Origin of the sequence: Paenarthrobacter sp. NPDC056912, assembly GCF_042786555.1 — a bacterium.
Lineage (GTDB): Bacteria > Actinomycetota > Actinomycetes > Actinomycetales > Micrococcaceae > Arthrobacter.
Genome location: NZ_JBHUCD010000004.1, coordinates 150212 through 169358, shown reverse-complemented (window position 1 = coordinate 169358; position 19147 = coordinate 150212). Strand labels below are relative to the sequence as shown.

Annotated in this window: 17 protein-coding genes; 10 read left to right on the top strand and 7 right to left on the bottom strand. The window is 63.1% G+C overall.

Features of this window, described 5'->3' with window-relative positions; genetic code table 11:
• The first annotated feature begins 43 nt into the window (after positions 1–43).
• From ACFRJ9_RS06200 to ACFRJ9_RS06170, 7 genes are read left to right on the top strand one after another with little or no spacing between them, the layout of a single operon-like run.
• Positions 44–1369, top strand: coding sequence for an extracellular solute-binding protein (locus ACFRJ9_RS06200; RefSeq protein ID WP_377665530.1), 1326 nt, complete (start codon positions 44–46; stop codon positions 1367–1369).
• Entirely contained in the window at positions 1366–2295 is a 930-nt protein-coding gene (locus tag ACFRJ9_RS06195) for a carbohydrate ABC transporter permease (RefSeq protein WP_377665528.1), read from the top strand. The genes ACFRJ9_RS06200 and ACFRJ9_RS06195 overlap by 4 nt, the downstream gene beginning before the upstream one ends.
• A gap of 1 nt (position 2296) precedes the next feature.
• On the top strand, positions 2297–3202 hold the full coding sequence (locus tag ACFRJ9_RS06190) for a carbohydrate ABC transporter permease (RefSeq protein WP_377665526.1): 906 nt from the start codon (positions 2297–2299) through the stop codon (positions 3200–3202).
• A gap of 29 nt (positions 3203–3231) precedes the next feature.
• On the top strand, positions 3232–4476 hold the full coding sequence (locus tag ACFRJ9_RS06185) for a Gfo/Idh/MocA family protein (protein ID WP_377665524.1): 1245 nt from the start codon (positions 3232–3234) through the stop codon (positions 4474–4476).
• Complete coding sequence (locus tag ACFRJ9_RS06180) at positions 4473–5477, top strand: sugar phosphate isomerase/epimerase family protein (protein WP_377665522.1); 1005 nt, start codon at positions 4473–4475, stop codon at positions 5475–5477. The genes ACFRJ9_RS06185 and ACFRJ9_RS06180 overlap by 4 nt, the downstream gene beginning before the upstream one ends.
• A 52-nt stretch (positions 5478–5529) precedes the next feature.
• Complete coding sequence (locus tag ACFRJ9_RS06175; protein ID WP_377665520.1) at positions 5530–6228, top strand: ThuA domain-containing protein; 699 nt, start codon at positions 5530–5532, stop codon at positions 6226–6228.
• Entirely contained in the window at positions 6213–7316 is a 1104-nt protein-coding gene (locus ACFRJ9_RS06170) for a Gfo/Idh/MocA family protein (protein WP_377665518.1), read from the top strand. The genes ACFRJ9_RS06175 and ACFRJ9_RS06170 overlap by 16 nt, the downstream gene beginning before the upstream one ends.
• A gap of 58 nt (positions 7317–7374) precedes the next feature.
• Here the strand turns inward: ACFRJ9_RS06170 and ACFRJ9_RS06165 are convergent, their stop codons facing one another.
• From ACFRJ9_RS06165 to ACFRJ9_RS06135, 7 genes are read right to left on the bottom strand one after another with little or no spacing between them, the layout of a single operon-like run.
• Positions 7375–8247, bottom strand: coding sequence for an HpcH/HpaI aldolase/citrate lyase family protein (locus tag ACFRJ9_RS06165; protein WP_377665516.1), 873 nt, complete (start codon positions 8245–8247; stop codon positions 7375–7377).
• Positions 8248–8287: 40 nt separating this feature from the next.
• Positions 8288–8773: a MaoC family dehydratase gene (locus ACFRJ9_RS06160; protein WP_377665514.1), complete on the bottom strand. Its 486-nt coding sequence runs from the start codon at positions 8771–8773 to the stop codon at positions 8288–8290.
• On the bottom strand, positions 8770–9522 hold the full coding sequence (locus ACFRJ9_RS06155) for a CoA transferase subunit B (protein ID WP_377665512.1): 753 nt from the start codon (positions 9520–9522) through the stop codon (positions 8770–8772). Before ACFRJ9_RS06155 ends, ACFRJ9_RS06160 begins: the two co-directional genes overlap by 4 nt.
• A 2-nt stretch (positions 9523–9524) precedes the next feature.
• The gene (locus ACFRJ9_RS06150; RefSeq protein WP_377665510.1) at positions 9525–10307 is read right to left on the bottom strand and encodes a CoA transferase subunit A; all 783 of its coding nucleotides are present in this window, start codon (positions 10305–10307) and stop codon (positions 9525–9527) included.
• 20 nt (positions 10308–10327) lie between these two features.
• Positions 10328–11491, bottom strand: a complete 1164-nt coding sequence (locus ACFRJ9_RS06145) for an acyl-CoA dehydrogenase family protein (RefSeq protein ID WP_377665508.1) — start codon at positions 11489–11491, stop codon at positions 10328–10330.
• Positions 11488–13644: an acetyl/propionyl/methylcrotonyl-CoA carboxylase subunit alpha gene (locus tag ACFRJ9_RS06140; RefSeq protein ID WP_377665506.1), complete on the bottom strand. Its 2157-nt coding sequence runs from the start codon at positions 13642–13644 to the stop codon at positions 11488–11490. Before ACFRJ9_RS06140 ends, ACFRJ9_RS06145 begins: the two co-directional genes overlap by 4 nt.
• 2 nt (positions 13645–13646) lie before the next feature.
• Positions 13647–15257, bottom strand: a complete 1611-nt coding sequence (locus ACFRJ9_RS06135) for a carboxyl transferase domain-containing protein (RefSeq protein WP_377665504.1) — start codon at positions 15255–15257, stop codon at positions 13647–13649.
• Between the two features lie 143 nt (positions 15258–15400).
• Between ACFRJ9_RS06135 and ACFRJ9_RS06130 the strand changes: the two genes are divergently transcribed.
• The 3 genes from ACFRJ9_RS06130 to ACFRJ9_RS06120 all read left to right on the top strand — a co-directional run bounded on the left by ACFRJ9_RS06130 (position 15401) and on the right by ACFRJ9_RS06120 (position 19092).
• Complete coding sequence (locus ACFRJ9_RS06130) at positions 15401–16033, top strand: TetR/AcrR family transcriptional regulator (RefSeq protein ID WP_377665502.1); 633 nt, start codon at positions 15401–15403, stop codon at positions 16031–16033.
• A 78-nt stretch (positions 16034–16111) separates the two neighbouring features.
• A complete protein-coding gene (locus ACFRJ9_RS06125) occupies positions 16112–17977 on the top strand; it encodes a DUF222 domain-containing protein (protein WP_377665500.1) in 1866 nt (621 codons plus the stop codon).
• Between the two features lie 242 nt (positions 17978–18219).
• Positions 18220–19092 (top strand): NAD-dependent epimerase/dehydratase family protein, encoded by an 873-nt coding sequence (locus tag ACFRJ9_RS06120; RefSeq protein ID WP_377665498.1) that lies wholly within the window; start codon positions 18220–18222, stop codon positions 19090–19092.
• Positions 19093–19147 lie beyond the last annotated feature (55 nt).

Here is a 19147-nt window from a genome sequence, read left to right as displayed (position 1 = left end):
GTACGGCGACGTGCTCAATGAGGCGACTACACATGGAGAAGCAATGAAGCAGTTCCAATCATCCCGGCGTTCCTTTCTAGCTCTCGCAGCCATCGCGCCGTTCGCAGCAATTGCAACGACCGCCTGTGGAACTTCCGGCCCGGGCAGCGCGAGCGGAGGCGGGGCCAGTATGTGGTTCCTGTCCGGTGAGCCGAACCAAACCACCATGCAGAAAGCCGTTGATGCTTTCGGTGCGTCGAATTCCGACAACAAGATCGCCGTGACGTACTTCCAGAACGACGCGTTCAAGACGAAGATCAAGACGGCGATCGGCGCCGGACAGGCACCCACCATCATTTACGGCTGGGGTGGCGGAACGTTGAAGACCTATGCCGAAGCCAACCAAGTGGAGGACCTGACGAGCTGGTTCGATGCCAACCCGGACCTCAAGAACAAGTTCTTCCCGTCTTCCTTCGGCGCAGCCACCGTTGACGGCAAGATCTATGCGCTGCCGAATCAGTACATTGCCCCCATCGTCTTGTTCTACAACAAAGACCTCTTTGACAAGGCCGGCGCTCAGCCACCGAAGACCTGGGACGACGTCATGTCCTTGGTAAAGACGTTCAACGACATGGGTGTTGCACCCTTCTCCTTGGGCGGTCAGTCCCGCTGGACCTCCATGATGTGGCTGCAGTATCTCCTTGATCGCATCGGTGGACCGGAAGTGTTCAAGGCAATCTTTGACGGCAAACCCAATGCCTGGATGGATCCGGCCGTGGTTGAAACGGGCACGAAGATCCAGGAACTTGTGTCGGCGGATGGCTTCATCAAGGGCTTCTCCTCCATCACTGCGGATTCGAAGGCGGATCAGGCGCTGCTGTTTACGGGCAAAGCCGCCATGATGCTCCATGGTTCGTGGACTTTCGGGTCCATGAAGAAAGACGGTCAGAACTTCGTCCAGAACGGAAAGCTGGGATTCAGCGCCTTCCCGACGATCCCCGGTGGCAAGGGCGATCCAAAGAACGGCGTCGGCAACCCCGCCCAATACATGTCGATCTCGGCCAAGGCCACCGACGCGGAAAAGGAAACAGCGAAGAAGTTCTTCAAGGACGGCATCATGACGGACACGGTCATCGACGCCTACATCAACTCCGGCTCGGTCCCCATCGTCAACGGCATCGAGGACAAACTTGCTTCGTCACCGGACAAGGACTTCCTGAACTTCGTCTACGATCTCGGCAAGAACGCGCCCAACTTCCAGCAGTCCTGGGACCAGGCACTGAGCCCGACTGCTGCCGAGGCGCTGCTGAACAATATCGATCAGCTCTTCCTCAAGTCGATCACTCCGCAGCAGTTCGCTGAGAACATGAATGCCACCCTGGGCAAATGAGCACTGCAACGACTCATAGAGCTGCCACCGGTTCCGGGCATACCGAACGGACCAGGCAGCAAAAGTCTGCCCTGGCATGGCTGACGCTTCCGGCGGTGATCTTCTTCCTCGTCTTCGCCGTTGTCCCCCTGGTAGGCGTACTGATCCTGAGTTTCGCCAATTGGGACGGCATCGGCGCCATTGGAGCAGCCGGGATGGGGAACTGGACGTCGGTGCTTTCCGACCCGGAGCTCTACCACTCCTTGGGCCTGACCTTCATGATCATGATCGTTTCCTGGCTTGTCCAGACGCCCATCAGCCTCCTCCTTGGCGTCTTCACAGCGGGAACGCAACGCTACAGGGCCGCGTTGGCGGTGCTGTACTTCCTACCCCTGCTTCTCTCCTCAGCAGCAGTGGCCATCGCCTACAAGGCCCTGCTGGACCCGAACTTCGGTTTGGCCATGGGACTCGGGCTCCCGTTCCTTGCCCAGGACTGGCTGGGGGTACCCCAGCTGGCTGTTGGACTGGTCATCTTTGTGATCGCCTGGCAGTTCGTTCCGTTCCATACCCTCATCTACCAAGGTGGCGTACGGCAGATCCCCAAGTCCCTCTACGAGGCGGCCCAGATCGACGGTGCGGGAACCATTAAGCAGTTCTTCCACATCACGCTTCCGCAGCTGAAATACACCATCATCACTTCGTCAACGCTGATGGTTGTCGGATCGTTGACCTACTTTGACCTCATTTTCGTCCTCACAGGCGGCGGTCCGGGCAACTCCACCCGCATCCTGGCGCTCGACATGTACTTGCGCGGCTTCCGGGCCAACCTCATGGGACCGGCAAGCGTCATCGCCGTCATCCTGGTCGTCATAGGCCTGGCGCTTGCTTTGTTCCTCCAACGCCTTGGAGGCAAGGACAAGCAGGGCAGCCAATTGGAAGGTATGTAACGTGAGTACTGTCCTTAAAAGCGATTCGGACACCGCACCAGCCAGTTCCCCGGCCCATTCAGTCAAGGCCAAGCAAAGCCTGGGAACCCGGATCAAGCGGCTGAACATTCCCGGCGGCCTCGGCGGCTGGATATGGCTGGCCATCATCATCATTCCGGTCTACTACATCGTCATCACCAGCTTGAAAAGCTCCGAGGGGTACTTCGGTCAGAACCCGTTGGCTCCCCCGTCAGCACCTACCCTGGAGAATTACAAGCTGGTTCTTGAAGCCAACTTCACGACGTACTTCATGAACAGCGTTTTCGTCACGCTGGGCTCAGTGATCCCCACTGTGCTGATTTCCTTCATGGCGGCATTCGCGATTGTCCGGGGGCGCGGACGGTACCTGAAGCTTGTCAACGGTATGTTCCTCATGGGTCTGGCCATTCCGCTCCAAGCCACGATCATTCCTATCTACCTGATGATCATCCGGCTGAATCTGTACGACAGCCTCCTGGCCATCATGCTTCCCTCCATTGCCTTCGCCATACCTCTGACTGTCCTGATCCTGTCCAACTTCATCCGGGACGTCCCCAATGAGTTGTTCGAGTCAATGCGGCTGGATGGCTGCAGCGAGTGGCAGACCATGTGGCGGTTGGCACTTCCCTTGACGCGTCCGGCGATAGTTACCGTGGCAATTTACAACGGCCTGCACGTCTGGAATGGATTCCTGCTCCCGCTGGTACTCACCCAGAGCCCGGAATTGCGCGTCCTTCCCTTGGGCTTGTGGACCTTCCAAGGCGAGTTCAGCGTCAACATCCCCGCCGTACTTGCTTCCGTGGTCCTCAGCACGCTGCCCATCCTCGTCATCTACGTCCTTGGACGCCGGCAGCTGGTCAGTGGGCTCACCGCCGGCTTCAGCAAGTAACTGGTTGCTCCAGTAGAAAGGACCTCCCAATGACAGAACCCAAACCCCTGCGAGTAGGCATGGTGGGCTATGCCTTCATGGGCGCCGCCCACTCCCACGCCTGGCGCACAGCGCCGCGCTTCTTCGATCTCCCGCTTTCCCCGGAACTCACGGCCGTGGCCGGCCGGAACGAGGACGGTGTACGTGCTGCGGCCGCCAAGTACGGCTGGAACTCGGTGGAGACTGACTGGCGCCGCCTGATCGAGCGGGACGACATCGACCTCATCGACATCTGCACACCGGGCAACACCCACGCAGAGATCGCCATCGCCGCCCTGGAAGCCGGCAAGCATGTCCTCTGCGAAAAGCCTTTGGCCAACACCGTGGAGGAGGCGGAGAAGATGACGGCCGTGGCCCAGGCCGCAGCTGAGCGTGGTGTGCTGTCCATGTGCGGCTTCAGCTACCGCCGCACCCCTGCCCTGGCCCTCGCCAAGCGGATGGTGGATGACGGCCGCTTGGGCCACATTCGCCACGTCCGCGCCCAGTATCTGCAGGACTGGCTCAGCGACGCCGATGCGCCGCTGACCTGGCGGCTGGATAAGGCCAAGTCAGGGTCCGGTTCGCTGGGCGACATCGGTGCACACAGCATCGATGCTGCCCAATGGATCACCGGGCTCAACATCACGGGCGTCTCCGCGCTGCTGGAAACGTTCGTGAAGGAGCGGCCCGTGGGCGGGGACTTTGTGGGCCTCGGCGGCCACGGCGGTTCCGACGGTCCGCGTGGTCCTGTCACCGTGGACGACGCCGCCCTGTTCACTGCCCGCTTTGAGGCAAGGCACGACGGCGACGCTGACGCCGGCTTGGGCGGCCCCGGCCTGGGGACTACTGCCGGCCCCATCGGCATCTTCGAAGCAACCCGGTTTGCCCTGGGACGCAAGAACGCCATGCGCCTTGAGCTCAACGGCACCAAGGGCTCCATCGCCTTTGACTTCGAGGACATGAACTCCCTGCAGTACTACGATTCCGCACTGGAACCTGACGCCGGATTCCGGAAGATCATGGTGACCGAACCCTCGCATCCGTACACGGGAAATTGGTGGCCCACCGGCCACGGCCTGGGGTACGAGCACGGGTTCACCCACCAGGTAGTGGACCTCGTCAATGCCATCGGCGCAGGCGAGCAGCCCTCGCCGTCGTTCGCGGATGCTTTACAGGTGCAGAAGGTACTGGCCGCAGTCGAGGCGAGCGCGGAGAACGCAAGCCACTGGCAGAACGTCGACAAGGAAGCATCATGACCCGGCCTATTACCCTTTTCACTGGCCAGTGGGCCGACCTGCCGTTTGAGGAAGTGGCACGGCTCGCAGGCGAATGGGGCTTTGACGGCCTGGAAATCGCCTGCTGGGGCGACCACCTGGATCCACAGCGGGTGATCGAAGATGACGCCTACCTTCAAGGCAAACTGGACATCCTGGAAAAGCACCAGCTGAAAGTCCACGCAATCGCCAACCACCTCACAGGGCAGGCAGTCTGCGATGACCCCATTGATGAGCGCCACCGGGACATCCTTGCGCCTGCAGTGTGGGGCGATGGTGAGCCTGAGGGCGTCCGTCAGCGGGCCGCCGAGGCAATGAAGACCACTGCGCTCGCCGCGGCCAGGCTTGGCGTCAAGACGGTCACAGGTTTCACGGGCTCCTCCATCTGGAAATGCGTCGCCATGTTCCCGCCGGCTTCAGATGCCATGATCGAACGCGGGTACCAGGACTTTGCCGACCGCTGGAATCCCATTCTGGACGTGTTCGATGAAGCCGGGGTCCGCTTTGCCCTTGAAGTCCACCCTTCAGAGATCGCGTACGACTACTGGACTGCCAAGCGCACGCTGGAAGCGGTCGGACACAGGGACAGCTTCGGCCTCAACTTCGATCCCTCCCACTTCATCTGGCAGGACCTCGACCCCGTGATGTTCCTCCAGGACTTTGCTGACAAGATCTTCCATGTCCACGTGAAGGAATCGGTCCGGCAACTCAACGGACGCAATGGCCGGCTTGGCTCGCACTTGCCGTGGGCGGATCCCCGCCGTGGTTGGGATTTCGTCACGGCCGGCCACGGTGACGTGAACTGGGAGCCGATCTTCCGCACACTGAACGCCATCGGCTATGAAGGACCCACCAGCATCGAGTGGGAGGACGCCGGCATGGACCGGCTGGTCGGCGCGCCCCAAGCGCTGGACATGGTCCGCGAACTGGCGGCCATCCGTCCTCCTGCGGCCGCTTTCGACGCCGCTTTTGCTACCCGCTGATGGCCACACGCAATCCCTGACTCGATTGATTACGCCCGATACGAAGGAAACCATGACAAACAACAAAACAGCACTGGTGGTTCGCGGCGGCTGGGACGGACACCAGCCGGTGGAGGCCACCGAGCTGTTCATCCCCTACCTGAAGGACAACGGTTACGACGTCCGGGTTGAGGAGTCCCCCAAGATTTACGCCGATCCCGACTACATGGCCGGCGTGGACCTGATCGTGCAGTGCATGACCATGACCACCATCGAGAAGGACGAGTTCGAGGGGCTCCGCACCGCCGTCGAAAACGGCACGGGACTTGCCGGTTGGCACGGTGGCATCGCCGATTCCTACCGCAACAACTCGGACTATTTGCACCTGATCGGCGGCCAGTTCGCATGCCACCCCGGCAAGCATGCTGACGAGACGATCGGCGAGCAGTCGGACAACTACATCCCCTACACCGTGAACATGCTGCCGGCCGCTGCCGCGCACCCGATCACGCAAGGCCTCAGCGATTTCGACCTCGTCACGGAACAGTACTGGGTGCTCAGCGACGACTACATCGACGTCCTGGCCACCACCACCCAAAAAGTCCGGGAATGGGATCCCTGGAACCGCGAAGTCACTTCGCCGGCCATCTGGACCCGGCAATGGGGCAAAGGCAGAATCTTCGTTTCCACCCCTGGCCACCGGGTGGAAGTCCTCCAAGACAGCAACGTCCGCACCATCATTGAAAGGGGCATGCTGTGGGCAAGCCGCTAAACGTCGGAGTCATTGGCTGCGGCGCCATCATCGCCCAGTACCTGACCAACTTCCGCCGCCTGGATTCCATCAACCTCGTAGCGGTGGCGGACCTCGACGCCGCCCGCGCACAGGCCGTCGCCGACTCGTACGACGGTGTCCGGGCACTGACCGTGGACGAACTCCTGTCCGCGGACGACGTCGAACTGGTCCTGAACCTCACCATCCCCGCCGCCCACGCCGAGATTGCACTCAAGGCCATCGCCGCGGGCAAGTCCGTCTACGGTGAAAAGCCGCTGGCTGCCACCACCACCGAGGCCCGGCAGGTTCTCGACGCCGCCGAAGCGGCCGGAGTGGCGGTTGGCTGCGCACCGGACACGGTTCTGGGCACGGGCGTCCAGACTGCCAGGAAAGCGATCGACGACGGACTGATCGGCGCGCCGGTTTCGGCCACGGCAACCATGGCCACACCAGGGCACGAACGCTGGCATCCGAACCCCGACTTCTACTACCAGCCCGGCGGCGGACCGTTGTTGGACATGGGGCCTTATTACGTCTCGGCGCTGGTCACGCTGCTGGGGCCGGTGGTGTCGGTGGTGGGCGCGGCCAGCCATACTCGCAGCGAACGCACCATTGGTTCCGGACCCAGGGAAGGCCAGAAAGTCCCCGTGGACATCGACTCGCATGTTACCGGTGTGCTGGTCCACGCGTCTGGTGCCCTCTCTACGCTGTTCATGAGCTTCGACGCCGTGAAAACCAAGAGCCCCAACATCGAGATCCACGGCGAGACGGGTTCACTCATTGTTCCGGACCCCAACCACTTCGACGGCGACGTGCAGCACTTCGCGCTCGGCGCCGAGGATTGGGAGACGCTCCCCGTCTCAGCGGGCTACGTGGACTCCGGCCGGGGCTTTGGCATCGCCGACCTCGCAGCAACACCGGCCGGGCAAGAACCACGTGCCGGCGGCCAACTGGCGTTCCATGCGCTGGACGTCATGGAATCGGTTCTGGAGTCGGCCAAGAGCGGACACGCCGTGCCCATCAAGAGCACGGCAGCTCGCCCCGCCACGGTTGAACTGACCGAACTCGCGACGGCGGTCCGCGCCTAGCGCTCCAACCTCACGCCGAGTTGACAGTTAATGCCAATGTTTTGGGGAAACATTGGCATTAACTGGCATCTCGCGGGTGCCCGGCGCGGCGGAGTGTCGCCTCGGCATGCTTGAGGATGGGGCCGTCGATCATCTTGCCCTTGAACTGGAACACGCCGGTGCCCGCGGCGGCTGCGGCGTCCAAGAGCTCGGTGGCTTGAGCTACGGATTCGGGGGTCGGCGCATAGGCCTCCCGGACCACCGCAACCTGGTTCGGGTGGATGCAGGCCTTCGCTCCGAAGCCGCTGGCAACGGCATCCCTGGACTCCGCACCGAGTCCCTCAAGATCCGGGATGTTCACATACACCGAATCGATTGCTTCCTTGCCCCCTGCCTTCGCTGCCAGCAGCACAGCGGACCGTGAGTGCAGCGCCACGGCCCGGTACCCGCCGTCGTCGTTCCTGCTGGAGAGGCCGCCCAAGGAAGCCAGCAGGTCTTCGGCACCCCACATGAGTCCCACGACGTTCGGTTCGGCCGCGATGGCCGAGGCATGGACAATCCCGGCGGCCGTCTCGCAAAGCGCAACAACCTGGTAGCCCTCCAAAGACCTGAGCTGCGCTGCGCTCTCCGCTTTGGCCAGCATGACGGTGCGGTAAGGCGTCTTCGCGAGCATCTCGAGGTCGAGCTCGAACTCCGGCGTCCCCACGGGATTCACCCGAACAATAGTGCGGCCCGGCTCCAGCCCACCGGTACCGGACTGCTCAAGGATCGCTTCGCGGGCCCCCGGCTTGTCCGCAGGAGCCACGGCGTCCTCCAGGTCCAGGATGACGGCATCGGATCGATCGGCGGCCTTCCCGAATCGCTCCGGGCGATCTGCAGGACAGAACAGAAGGGCCGGACCCATGGTGAACGGCGGCACCGCTGTGGTGGACGATGAGTCGGGAGAGGGCATGCGGGTTCCTTGCTGGTGAGGTGCTGACACGTTCGGAAAACTAGGACTGCGCAGCGTGCGCTTCCTTGGTCCACATCAGGCAGGTACGGGTGGCCAACGCCACCACTGCCCCGTCCTGGTTGCGGCCGGTATGCTGCATGGTCACCACGCCCTGTCCGGGACGGGACGACGACAACCGTTTCCCGGTGATCACCGTTTCCGTGTACAGGGTATCCCCGTGATAGAGCGGGTGCGGAAAGGTGACATCGGTCAGCCCCAACTGCGCGATGATGGTCCCCTGCGTCAGTTGGGTCACGGACTGCCCCACCATGGTGGACAACGTGAACATCGAGTTCATGAGCCGCTGCCCGAACGGCTGCGAGGAGCTCCAGGCCGCATCGAGGTGCAACGCCTGGGTGTTCATGGTCATGGTGGTGAAGAGGACGTTGTCCGCCTCGGTGACCGTGCGTCCGGGTTTGTGGGCGTAAATCACGCCCTCTTCAAGTTCATCGAAATACAGCCCGCGCTGCTCCACGACCCGCGTCATACAGTGAGCTCCTGATCCTCTTCGAACAGTTCAGCGCCGGTGGCTGCCACGACGTCGTCCAGGGTGACGTTGGGGGCCAGCTCGCGGAGGACCAGACGTGGGTCTCCTTCGTCCTTCACCACATCGATCACCGCAAGGTCAGTGATGATGCGGTCCACACAGCCCTTCCCGGTGAGTGGGAGCGTGCAGTCCTGGACGATTTTCGGCCGGCCGTTGCGGTCCACGTGTTCCATCATGACGATGACTTTCTTGGCACCGAACACCAGGTCCATGGCGCCACCCATGCCCTTGACCATCTTGCCGGGAATCATCCAGTTGGCGAGGTCACCGTTGGCCGCCACCTCCATGGCACCCAGGACCGCCACATCAACATGCCCGCCACGGATCATGCCGAACGACGACGCAGAGTCAAAGAACGCGGCCCCCGCATTGGTGGTCACCGTTTCCTTGCCGGCGTTGATGAGGTCCGGATCCACCTTGTCCTCCGCCGGGTAGGGACCTACCCCCAGGATGCCGTTCTCGGAATGCAGGATGACCTCCACACCGTCCGGAATGTAGTTGGGGATCAAGGTGGGCATTCCGATACCAAGGTTGACGTACTGTCCGTTGGCCAGCTCTTTGGCTACCCGGGCGGCCAGTTCGTTACGCGTCCAGCCTTTGGCCTCGTGATGTTCGACGTCGGCACGTCGGTATTCGTGCCGCACGGCTTCGGGGCGTGGCGGCAGGTCCTGGAGACTGTTCGATTCCATGGCTAGGCTCCTGCCTTTTCACTGCTTGCCGATGCCGGCAAGGCGACGGTCCGCTTCTCAATCCGCTTCTCGCTGGACGGCGCCACCACCACACGCTGGACGAAAATGCCGGGCGTGTGGATGTGTTCCGGGTCCAGCTCACCGGGTTCCACCAGCTCCTCCACTTCGGCAATGGTGGTCCTTGCCGCCATGGCGCAGAGTGGGTTGAAGTTCATGGCCGTCGCATGGAAGACGAGGTTCCCGTGTCGGTCACCCTTCCACGCATGGACCAGCCCGAAGTCCGGAGTCAGGGACTCTTCCAGGACATAGTCGGCGTCTTTGAAGGTGCGCACCTCCTTGGGCGATGAGGCAAGCGCAACGTTGCCGTCGGCGTCGTACTTTTGCGGCAGGCCACCTTCGGATACTTGGGTTCCCACACCGGCCTTGGTGTAGAACGCCGGGATGCCCGCGCCGCCGGCGCGCAACTTCTCGGCCAAGGTACCCTGCGGGGTCAGGACCACTTCCAGCTCCCCTGCCAGGTACTGCCGCGCGAATTCTTTGTTCTCGCCCACATACGAGCTGATGGTTCGGCGGATGCGCCCGTCCTTGAGGAGGATTCCCAAGCCCCAGTCGTCCACCCCGCAGTTGTTGCTGACCGTCTCAAGATCGGTAGTGCCTTGGCTGTGGAGCGCATCGATCAGGGAGACGGGGATACCGCATAGGCCAAAACCTCCCACCGCGAGCGAGGCTCCGTCCGGGATGTCCTTCACCGCTTCCGCGGCGCTGGCAACAACCTTGTCAATCATCCTTGATCCTTCCCGTACGGTTAGAGACCCAGCTCGCGGGCGATGAGCATCAACTGGACTTCGGTGGTGCCTTCCCCGATCTCCAGGATCTTGGAGTCGCGGTAATGCCGTGCCACAGTGAATTCGTTGATGAAGCCATAGCCGCCGAACACCTGGGTGGCGTCCCGCGCGTTGTCCATGGCTGCCTCGCCTGCGACCATCTTAGCGATGGCCGCTTCGGTCTTGAACGGCTTGCCCGCGAGCATCCTGGAGGCGGCGTCGTAGTACGCCAAGCGGGCTGTGTGGGCCCTGGCCTGCATCCGGGCGATCTTGAACTGGATGGCCTGGTACTTGCCGATGTTCTGTCCGAAAGCGCTGCGTTCCTTGGCGTACTTCACGGACTGGTCCACACACCCTTGGGCAGCTCCTGTAGCCAGCGCGGCGATCGCGATGCGGCCCTCGTCCAGGATGGAGAGGAAGTTCGCGTAGCCTCGGCCGCGTTCCCCCAACAGGTTGGCTTCGGGAACCCGGACGTTGTCCAAGGTCAGCGGGTGGGTGTCGGAGGCGTTCCAGCCTACCTTGTTGTAGGCCTTTTCGGCGGTGAAACCCGGTGTGTCCGTGGGCACCAGTATGGTGGAGATTTCCTTCTTGGTGCTGCCGTCGGCGTTCTCCTTCTGGCCCGTCACTGCAGTGACCGTGACCAGGGTGGTGATGTCCGTGCCGGAGTTGGTGATGAACTCCTTGTTGCCGTTGATAACCCATTCCCCGTTTTCCAGGTGGGCGTGCGTTTTGGTGCCGCCGGCATCAGATCCGGCCTCACGCTCCGTCAATCCAAAACCGGCCAAGGACCGACCGGACGCCAACGCCGGCAACCACTCCTGCTTCTGGGCCTCCGTGCCGAAGCGGTAGACAGGCATGGCGCCCAGCGACACTCCGGCTTCCAGGGTGATCGCCACGGACTGGTCCACGCGTCCAAGTTGCTCCAGTGCCAATGCTAGGGCGAAGTAGTCCCCGCCCATGCCGCCGAACTCTTCGGGGAACGGCAGGCCGAACAGGCCCATCTCCCCCATCTGCTTGACCACTTCGTAGGGAAAGCTGTGCTCTTCGTCGTGCTTGGCGGAAACGGGGGCTACTACCTCGTCGGCGAACTCCCGGACGGAGTCGCTGAGGTCCTGGTATTCCTCAGTGAGTTCAAACGTGCTCATGCCTGGACTTCCTTGTCTGTGTTGTTGCCGGCCGTTTCTTCAGCGGTGACGGCTACGTGAATGGTGGCGAGTACTTGGTCTGCTTTGACCAGGTCGCCGGGTTTGCTGCTGAGGTGGACGGTTCCTGCGACGGACGCCACCAATTGGTGCTCCATCTTCATGGCTTCGACGGCTAGGAGGACCTGTCCTTCCTCCACGGAGTCACCGTCCGCCACGGACACGGACACCACCGTCCCGGGCATGGGCGAGCGCACCTCGGGGTCCGCCGCTCCCTCGTCCCGTTGAATGCCTGCCAGCATCCTGCGCAGGCGCTCGGCGCGGTCCAAGGCCTCAAGGCGGCAGGACCACCCATCGTTGCCCACGAAAATCTCCCGAACGGCGCCCGGCGCCACGCCAACCGCATAGGTGACCAGTCCGCTGTCGAACTCCAGGACAATGCTGGTGCCGCTACGGTCGGCCACACGGACGTTGACCGGGCCACCACCGTCGACCGTTGCCGTGACTGAACCGTCCTGTTCCGTGACGGACACCGTTGCTGTTCCAGCGCCTGGGACGCCAAAGGTGGCGGTCCATGCACCGCGGGCGCCAACGCGCCAGGCATCGGGCGTCTTCCACGCATCACCGGCGAGCGCCGAGCCCTGGCGTTCCAGCCACAGTGTGAGGGCTGCGGCGATCAGCTCCTTGAGACCCGCATGCCGGAACTGCATGGACGGCAGCTTGCGCTCGATCAGCCCGGTATCGAGGTGCCCGGCACGGACGTCGGCGTCGTTGATCAGCAGGCGCAAGTACTCGACGTTCGTGTCCACGCCCAGCAGCGTGTAGCGGCCCAGCGCAGCGTCCAGGGTGTTCAGCGCCTCTGCCCTGTCCTCGCCCCACGCGATGACCTTGGCGAGCATGGGATCGTAGTCCCCCGTGATCTGCAGGGTGTCCCGCATGGCGGAGTCGATCCGCACATTGGCATGGGCCTGCTGCTGACCGGACACTCTTGCATCCACCGCACCGTGCTCGGCGAGCGCCACGATACGCCCCATGGAAGGCATGAAGTTCCGCTCGGGCACCTCCGCGTAGACACGCGCCTCCACAGCATGGCCCTTAAGTACGACGTCGGACTGCGCCACGGTGAGTACCTCGCCGGCGGCGATCCTCACCTGCCATTCCACGAGGTCGATTCCGGTGACCATCTCCGTGACGGGATGCTCTACTTGAAGCCGGGTGTTCATCTCCATGAAGAAGAACTCGTCCGGGTGTTCATCGGACACCAGGAACTCCACGGTTCCGGCACCGCTGTAATTGACCGAACGCGCTGCGTTGCAGGCCGCTTCACCAATCCGTGTCCGCTGGGCGCCGCCGTCGGCCAGCGATTCAAAGAGGGCGGAGGGAGCTTCTTCGATGACCTTTTGGTGCCGGCGTTGGAGGGAGCATTCCCGCTCGCCGAGGTGGATGACGTTGCCATGGTTGTCCGCGAGAACCTGAACTTCGATGTGGCGGGGAGCCCGGATGAGCCGTTCTAGGAAGAGCGTGTCATCACCAAAAGCAGAGGCCGCCACGCGCCGCGCAGTCTGGAGGATGGCTGGCATGTCCTCGGCCCGCTCCACCACGTGCATGCCCTTGCCGCCACCGCCTGCCGAGGGCTTGATCAGCAAGGGGAAGCCGACTTCGGGTGCTGCTTCCAGCAGATCCTGGTCGGTGAGTCCGGGTTTGGCGATGCCGGGAACACACGGAACGTCGTAGGCCAGCACGTGGTTCTTGGAGCGGATCTTGTCGCCCATCACTTCGATGGCACCAATACCGGGTCCGATGAACGTGATGCCCGCAGCGTCCAGCGCTTTGGCGAACTCCACATTCTCGGACAGGAAACCATACCCAGGGTGCACGGCCTCTGCCCCGCTGCGGCGGCAGGCGTCAATGATGGCCTCGATTTTCAGGTAGCTTTCCGCAGGTGCCGTGCCGCCGATGGCGACGGCAGTATCGGCGAGTGCCACGTGTTTGGCGTCCTTGTCCGCGTCCGAGTACACCGCGACGGAGCGGACACCCATCTCCTTCAGCGTCCGAATGACACGGCAGGCGATCTCACCACGGTTGGCTACGAGGACGGCAGTAAATGTTCGGGCGGCCTCAGCGGGCGGGGCCGTCTCTGTTGTTGGCAGGCTCATGGTCACATCCTGAAGAGGCCGAAAGAGGTCTCGGGCAGTTGTTGGCGGGAAACGACGTCCAGGGCCATGCCCAGGACTCGGCGGGTGTCGGCGGGATCGATGATGCCGTCGTCCCACAGCCGGGCGGTGGAGTAGTAGGGACTTCCTTGGTCTTCGTATTGCTGTTTGATGGGGGCCTTGAAGGCTTCTTCGTCTTCGGCTGACCATTCCTGGCCGGCTGCCTCGTATTGGTCGCGTTTGACCGTGGCGAGAACGCTGGAGGCCTGGTTGCCGCCCATCACGGAAATGCGGGCGGCCGGCCACATCCACAGGAACCGTGGCGAGTATGCCCGGCCGCACATGGAGTAGTTGCCTGCGCCGAACGAGCCGCCGATGACCACCGTGAGTTTGGGCACCCGGGCCGTCGCCACGGCAGTGACCATCTTGGCGCCGTTCTTGGCGATGCCGCCTTGCTCGTAGTCCTTGCCCACCATGAAACCGGAGAGGTTCTGCAGGAAGATCAGCGGAATACCGCGCTGGTCGCAGAGCTCGATGAAGTGGGCGCCCTTCAAGGACGACTCGCTGAAGAGGACGCCGTTATTGGCCACGATGCCGACGGGATGGCCGTGCAGATGCGCGAAGCCGGTCACCAAGGTGGTGCCGTAGTTCTTCTTGAACTCATGGAATTCGGAGCCGTCCACGAGCCTCGCGATGACTTCCCGGACGTCGTATTGGGCGTTGACGTCTGTGGGAACCACGCCGTAGATCTCTGAAGGATCGACGACGGGCGGCAGGACGACGTCGAGCACGTCCCAGGCCGGCTGCGCCGGCTTCGGCAACGTCGCTACTATGTCCCGAACGATCTCCAGTGCGTGCTGATCGTTCTCGGCGAGGTGGTCCGTAACCCCGGAAATCCTTGAATGAACGTCACCGCCGCCCAATTCCTCGGCAGTGACGATCTCGCCGATGGCTGCTTTGACCAAGGGCGGGCCACCCAGGAAGATGGTGCCCTGGTTGCGGACGATGACTGTCTCGTCGCTCATGGCCGGCACATAGGCGCCGCCAGCCGTGCACGAGCCCATCACGGAGGCGATCTGCGGGATCTTGGCCGCAGACATCCTGGCTTGGTTGAAGAAGATCCGGCCGAAGTGCTCCTTGTCGGGGAAAACCTCGTCCTGCTTGGGGAGAAACGCTCCGCCGGAATCCACGAGGTAGATGCAGGGAAGCTTGTTCTCCAGGGCGATTTCCTGCGCCCGGAGGTGCTTCTTCACGGTCATGGGGTAATAGGTACCGCCCTTGACGGTGGCGTCGTTGGAAATCACCAGCACATAGCGGCCATGGACCAGGCCAATGCCGGCGATCACCCCGGCACCTGGCGAATCATCGTTGTACATGCCGTTGGCCGCCAGGGGTGCGATCTCGAGGAACGGGCTGCCGTCATCGAGCAGGTAGTCGATGCGTTCCCTAGGCAGGAGCTTCCCGCGGGCGATATGCCGCTCCCTGGACTTGGCCGGGCCGCCCAGGGCCGCCGTCGCCAGGCGCTCCTTCAGTTCCCCTACCAAGGCCACTTGTGCCGTCTGGTTGGCCTCGAAGGTGCCGCCGGCGGCTCCCGTCAGGCTGGTAATTGTCTCCATCGACCCCTGTTCCATTCCCGGCCACAGGCCATTTCGGTTAGTGCCACGTAACTGAAATTTAGGTTAGTCTTTATTAACTGTGATGTCCAGCAGAGCTGAGCCCACAAGCCCGCCGTGCCGGGACTGGCGCCTAGGAGGAGAACGTGACCGGAGACCCGGAAACAAGCATTGACGGCACCAGAGCCGCAGCAACACAGCGAGGCCAAGCCAAGGAACTGCGCAGGTTGGCCCTTTTGTCCGCCGCTGCTGGTCTCTTTGCGGAAAACGGCTTCACCCGGGTGTCGCTTGAGGACCTCGGAGCGGCGGCAGGCGTCAGCGGTCCCGCGGTCTACCGTCATTTTCCCGGCAAACAGGCCGTCCTGGGCGAACTTCTCCTCAGCGTCAGCCGGGACCTGCTGGACGGTGGCCAACGTGTGGTCTCGGAGGCGGACAACCCCACCGACGCACTGAAGGGGCTGATCCAGTTCCACGTGGACTTCGCCCTGAGCCATCCGGACGTCATCCGGGTCCAGGACCGGGACTTTGGCAGCCTCAGCGAAGTCGACAAATCCGAGGTCAGGTCCTTGCAGCGGAGCTACGTGGAAACGTGGGTGGACGTCCTTGCACGGATCCACGAAGGCGCGGACATTCCCGGCCTGCGCGTCCGGGCACACGCGGCCTTTGGCCTGATCAACTCAACCCCGCACTCGGTGCGCCACCACGGCCGGAAGATCGCGGTGAAGTCCGCCCGCCCCATCCTGGAGCAGATGGCTTTGGCAGCTCTGACGTCGGCCTGATCGTTGAGTTTCCGGAAGGTTTGAGCGGCCTTCGGAACTGCCGCTAATAGTGTCGGACCCCGCTGAAATGATCTGTTCATGGAAGATATGGGGCAGTTGACGGCATCATGGGCGGCTTCGTCCCCTGCTGTCGCTGCCCTGGCCGCGATCCGTTCACGGCGATATGTGGGCCAGCCGCACTTGTTCAAGGCTGGGTTCAAGGATTCGACGACGCCCGTCACCGTCATCGGCCACTTCCACCGTGTTGGGCTGCTCACTGGGCCGGACACGGTCGCCGGGAATTCCGTACGTCCGGAACCTGCTTCGGCTGCGGCATCGAATCTCAGGACCCTTCTTGAGGACGGCGAGGCTCTTCTGGACTCCGCACGGCTGGCCGCTGCCGCCCAAGCTCCCTTGTTCTCCTTGGCAGAAGCGGCAGACTTCGCCGGCAGGATCGAGGACATCTCGCGGTCGATCGAGTACCTTCAGGTTGTCGCGGCGCAGGCTGTTGAACGGACCCGAAGCGAAGCGCAGCAAGCATCGCCGGCACGGTCGTCAGCAGCGGCGCCGGAATGGCGGACCGGGTGGACTGAACCAGCGGGAGCCACGGCGGTGGCGGCAGCCGCGGCCTCAGCGGGAGCCACGGCGGTGGCGGGAGCAGCCCACACATGCGCAGCACTGGCGGAAGCAGCGAATACCAGCCCGTCGGATGATGGGTACCGGAACGCCGCGGAGTTCCTCCGTGCCCGGCTCCGGATCGGCATCAGCGAAGCACGCCGCCGGCTCGCCCTCGCCGCCGAGGTGCTCCCCGGTGTGGGAATGACCGGCCAACACATCCCGGCCCGCCGCGAAATCCTCGCCGACGCCCTCGTTTCTGCGCAAGTACCGTCCCGGTCCGCGACGATCATCAGCACCGCACTGAACACCGTCCGGCACCTCATCACCGACGAGACCGCCGCGACCATGGAACAAGCCCTCACCGCCACCGCCATCGACTCCGACCCGGACTTCGTCACCAAAATAGCCAAACGCTGGACCGACGCCCTCGACCAGGACGGACCGGAACCTTCCGAAGAAACCCTCCGGCACCTCCAAGGCGCCTTCCTCCGCCGCAAACCCCGCCACGGCCTGCACCACCTGGAAATCTTCGCCACCGCCGAACAATACGAAACCCTCCTCACCGCCATGAACACCGCCACCAACCCCCGACACCAAAACACCACAACCCCCGACACCACCACCATCGACGGAAACCCCGCCAACGACGCGAGTAACGGCGTGGGCGGAGGCACCGGGGAGGGCGGAGGCACCGGGGAGGGCGCGGGTACCGTTATGGGCGCGGGATCCTCCCCGGTCCTGGACCGGCGCTCCCGGGCCCAGAAACTCCTCGACGGCCTGGTCGGGGCCTGCAGCGTCGCGATGACCACCGGCAAACTCCCCGCCAACGGCGGACTCCGACCCCAACTCAGAGTCACCATCGACCACCGCGACCTCCTCAACCAAGTCAACGCCTCAAACCCGAACCAACCCAGCACCAGCACCGCCACCGCAACCTTCACCGGCCCCATCCACCCCACCACCATCCGCAAAATCGCCTGCGACGCCGACATCATCCCCATCCTGCTCGGCAGCGACTCCCGCGTCCTGGACATCGGCCGCACCACCCGGATCTTCCCACCCCACATCCGCCACGCCATCACCGCCCGCGACGGCGGCTGCACCTTCCCCGACTGCACCATGCCCGCACCCTGGTGCGAAGCCCACCACATCACCTACTGGTCCAAACAAGGCACCACAGGAACCGACAACGGCACCCTCCTCTGCAGCCACCACCACCACCTCATCCACAAAGAACACTGGACCATCACCATGAAAACCGGCGTGCCCTGGTTCATCCCCCCACCCCACATCGACCCCCACCAAACACCCCGCAAAAACCACCACCACACACCCCTCAAAACATGAGGGGGGGTGGCGCTTGGTGCGCGCCGGGAATTATGGGCGCTCATTACGGACCGGGACGGCCAATGCCGTACGCCCCGCCAGCATCGCGATGTCCTTTGGGTCGTTCCAATTTTCCTAGGACTCACAGGGCCTGCCTTAGGGGCTGTGCTCAGAAGTTGCGCCCCTTAGGCTGGAAAACCGAACCCATGCTGAAACCGGCAACGTACCGCGGGTAAGGTCCAGCCACGATCAAGGAGCGCACCATGAGGATTGCCGTCACCGGCGGAAGCGGGAAACTGGGCAGGAGCGTGGTCCGGCGACTCACGCAGGATGGCCACCAGGTCCTCAACGTGGATCGCGTCGGCACCCGCGGCCGGGGCTACGTCAACGTGGACCTCCGCAATTACGGTCAGGTCCTGGATGTCATCATGGGCCTGGACGACCAACACGACGGCTTGGACGCAATCGTTCACCTGGCCGCCATTCCCGCACCGGGGCTCGCGCCAGACGCCGCGATCTTCGAAAACAACATGGTGTCCACCTACAACGTCTTCCAGGCGGCACGCAGAGCTGGCGTCAAGAAGGTGGTTTACGCTTCCAGCGAGACCGTATTGGGCCTCCCCTTCGACATCGCCCCTCCCTACATTCCTGTGGATGAGGAATACACGGCTCGACCGGAAAGCACCTATTCGCTGGTCAAGCACCTCGAGGAGCAGATGGCCATCCAGCTCACGCGCTGGGACCCGGATCTGAGCATTACAGCTCTGCGTTTCTCCAACGTCATGGACCCCGAAGACTACGACGCCTTCCCGTCCTTCGACTCCGATGCCACACTGCGAAAGTGGAATCTCTGGGGCTACATCGATGCCAGGGACGGCGCCCAGGCAGTGGTCCGGGCGCTGGAACACGGCGCCCCGGGCTTCGAGACCTTCATCATTGCCGCTTCGGATACCGTGATGAGCCGGAGCAGCGCGGAACTTGCAGCGGAAGTGTTCCCCGGCGTCGAGGTCCTCAAGGAACTGGGCGAACACGAAACGATGCTCTCCATCGACAAGGCGCGCAGGCAGCTTGGTTTCGAACCCGAACACAGCTGGCGCGACGTTCATTCCAACCGCACCACGCCCACCGAAGATTAGCCTTCATGACCGCTGACGCGCGACGGCCCACCCCTTAGCCGCAGTTTCCTGCAAG

Excerpts from the sequence above, each read along its gene's own strand:
- ACFRJ9_RS06160 (WP_377665514.1), bottom strand. The coding sequence starts at position 8,773 with ATGACGCGGGTCGTGGAGCAGCGCGGGCTGTATTTCGATGAACTTGAA.
- ACFRJ9_RS06140 (WP_377665506.1), bottom strand. The coding sequence starts at position 13,644 with ATGAGCCTGCCAACAACAGAGACGGCCCCGCCCGCTGAGGCCGCCCGA.
- ACFRJ9_RS06185 (WP_377665524.1), top strand. The coding sequence starts at position 3,232 with ATGACAGAACCCAAACCCCTGCGAGTAGGCATGGTGGGCTATGCCTTC.
- ACFRJ9_RS06120 (WP_377665498.1), top strand. The coding sequence starts at position 18,220 with ATGAGGATTGCCGTCACCGGCGGAAGCGGGAAACTGGGCAGGAGCGTG.
- ACFRJ9_RS06175 (WP_377665520.1), top strand. The coding sequence starts at position 5,530 with ATGACAAACAACAAAACAGCACTGGTGGTTCGCGGCGGCTGGGACGGA.
- ACFRJ9_RS06155 (WP_377665512.1), bottom strand. The coding sequence starts at position 9,522 with ATGGAATCGAACAGTCTCCAGGACCTGCCGCCACGCCCCGAAGCCGTG.
- ACFRJ9_RS06200 (WP_377665530.1), top strand. The coding sequence starts at position 44 with ATGAAGCAGTTCCAATCATCCCGGCGTTCCTTTCTAGCTCTCGCAGCC.
- ACFRJ9_RS06165 (WP_377665516.1), bottom strand. The coding sequence starts at position 8,247 with ATGCCCTCTCCCGACTCATCGTCCACCACAGCGGTGCCGCCGTTCACC.
- ACFRJ9_RS06135 (WP_377665504.1), bottom strand. The coding sequence starts at position 15,257 with ATGGAGACAATTACCAGCCTGACGGGAGCCGCCGGCGGCACCTTCGAG.
- ACFRJ9_RS06125 (WP_377665500.1), top strand. The coding sequence starts at position 16,112 with ATGGAAGATATGGGGCAGTTGACGGCATCATGGGCGGCTTCGTCCCCT.
- ACFRJ9_RS06180 (WP_377665522.1), top strand. The coding sequence starts at position 4,473 with ATGACCCGGCCTATTACCCTTTTCACTGGCCAGTGGGCCGACCTGCCG.
- ACFRJ9_RS06145 (WP_377665508.1), bottom strand. The coding sequence starts at position 11,491 with ATGAGCACGTTTGAACTCACTGAGGAATACCAGGACCTCAGCGACTCC.
- ACFRJ9_RS06150 (WP_377665510.1), bottom strand. The coding sequence starts at position 10,307 with ATGATTGACAAGGTTGTTGCCAGCGCCGCGGAAGCGGTGAAGGACATC.
- ACFRJ9_RS06195 (WP_377665528.1), top strand. The coding sequence starts at position 1,366 with ATGAGCACTGCAACGACTCATAGAGCTGCCACCGGTTCCGGGCATACC.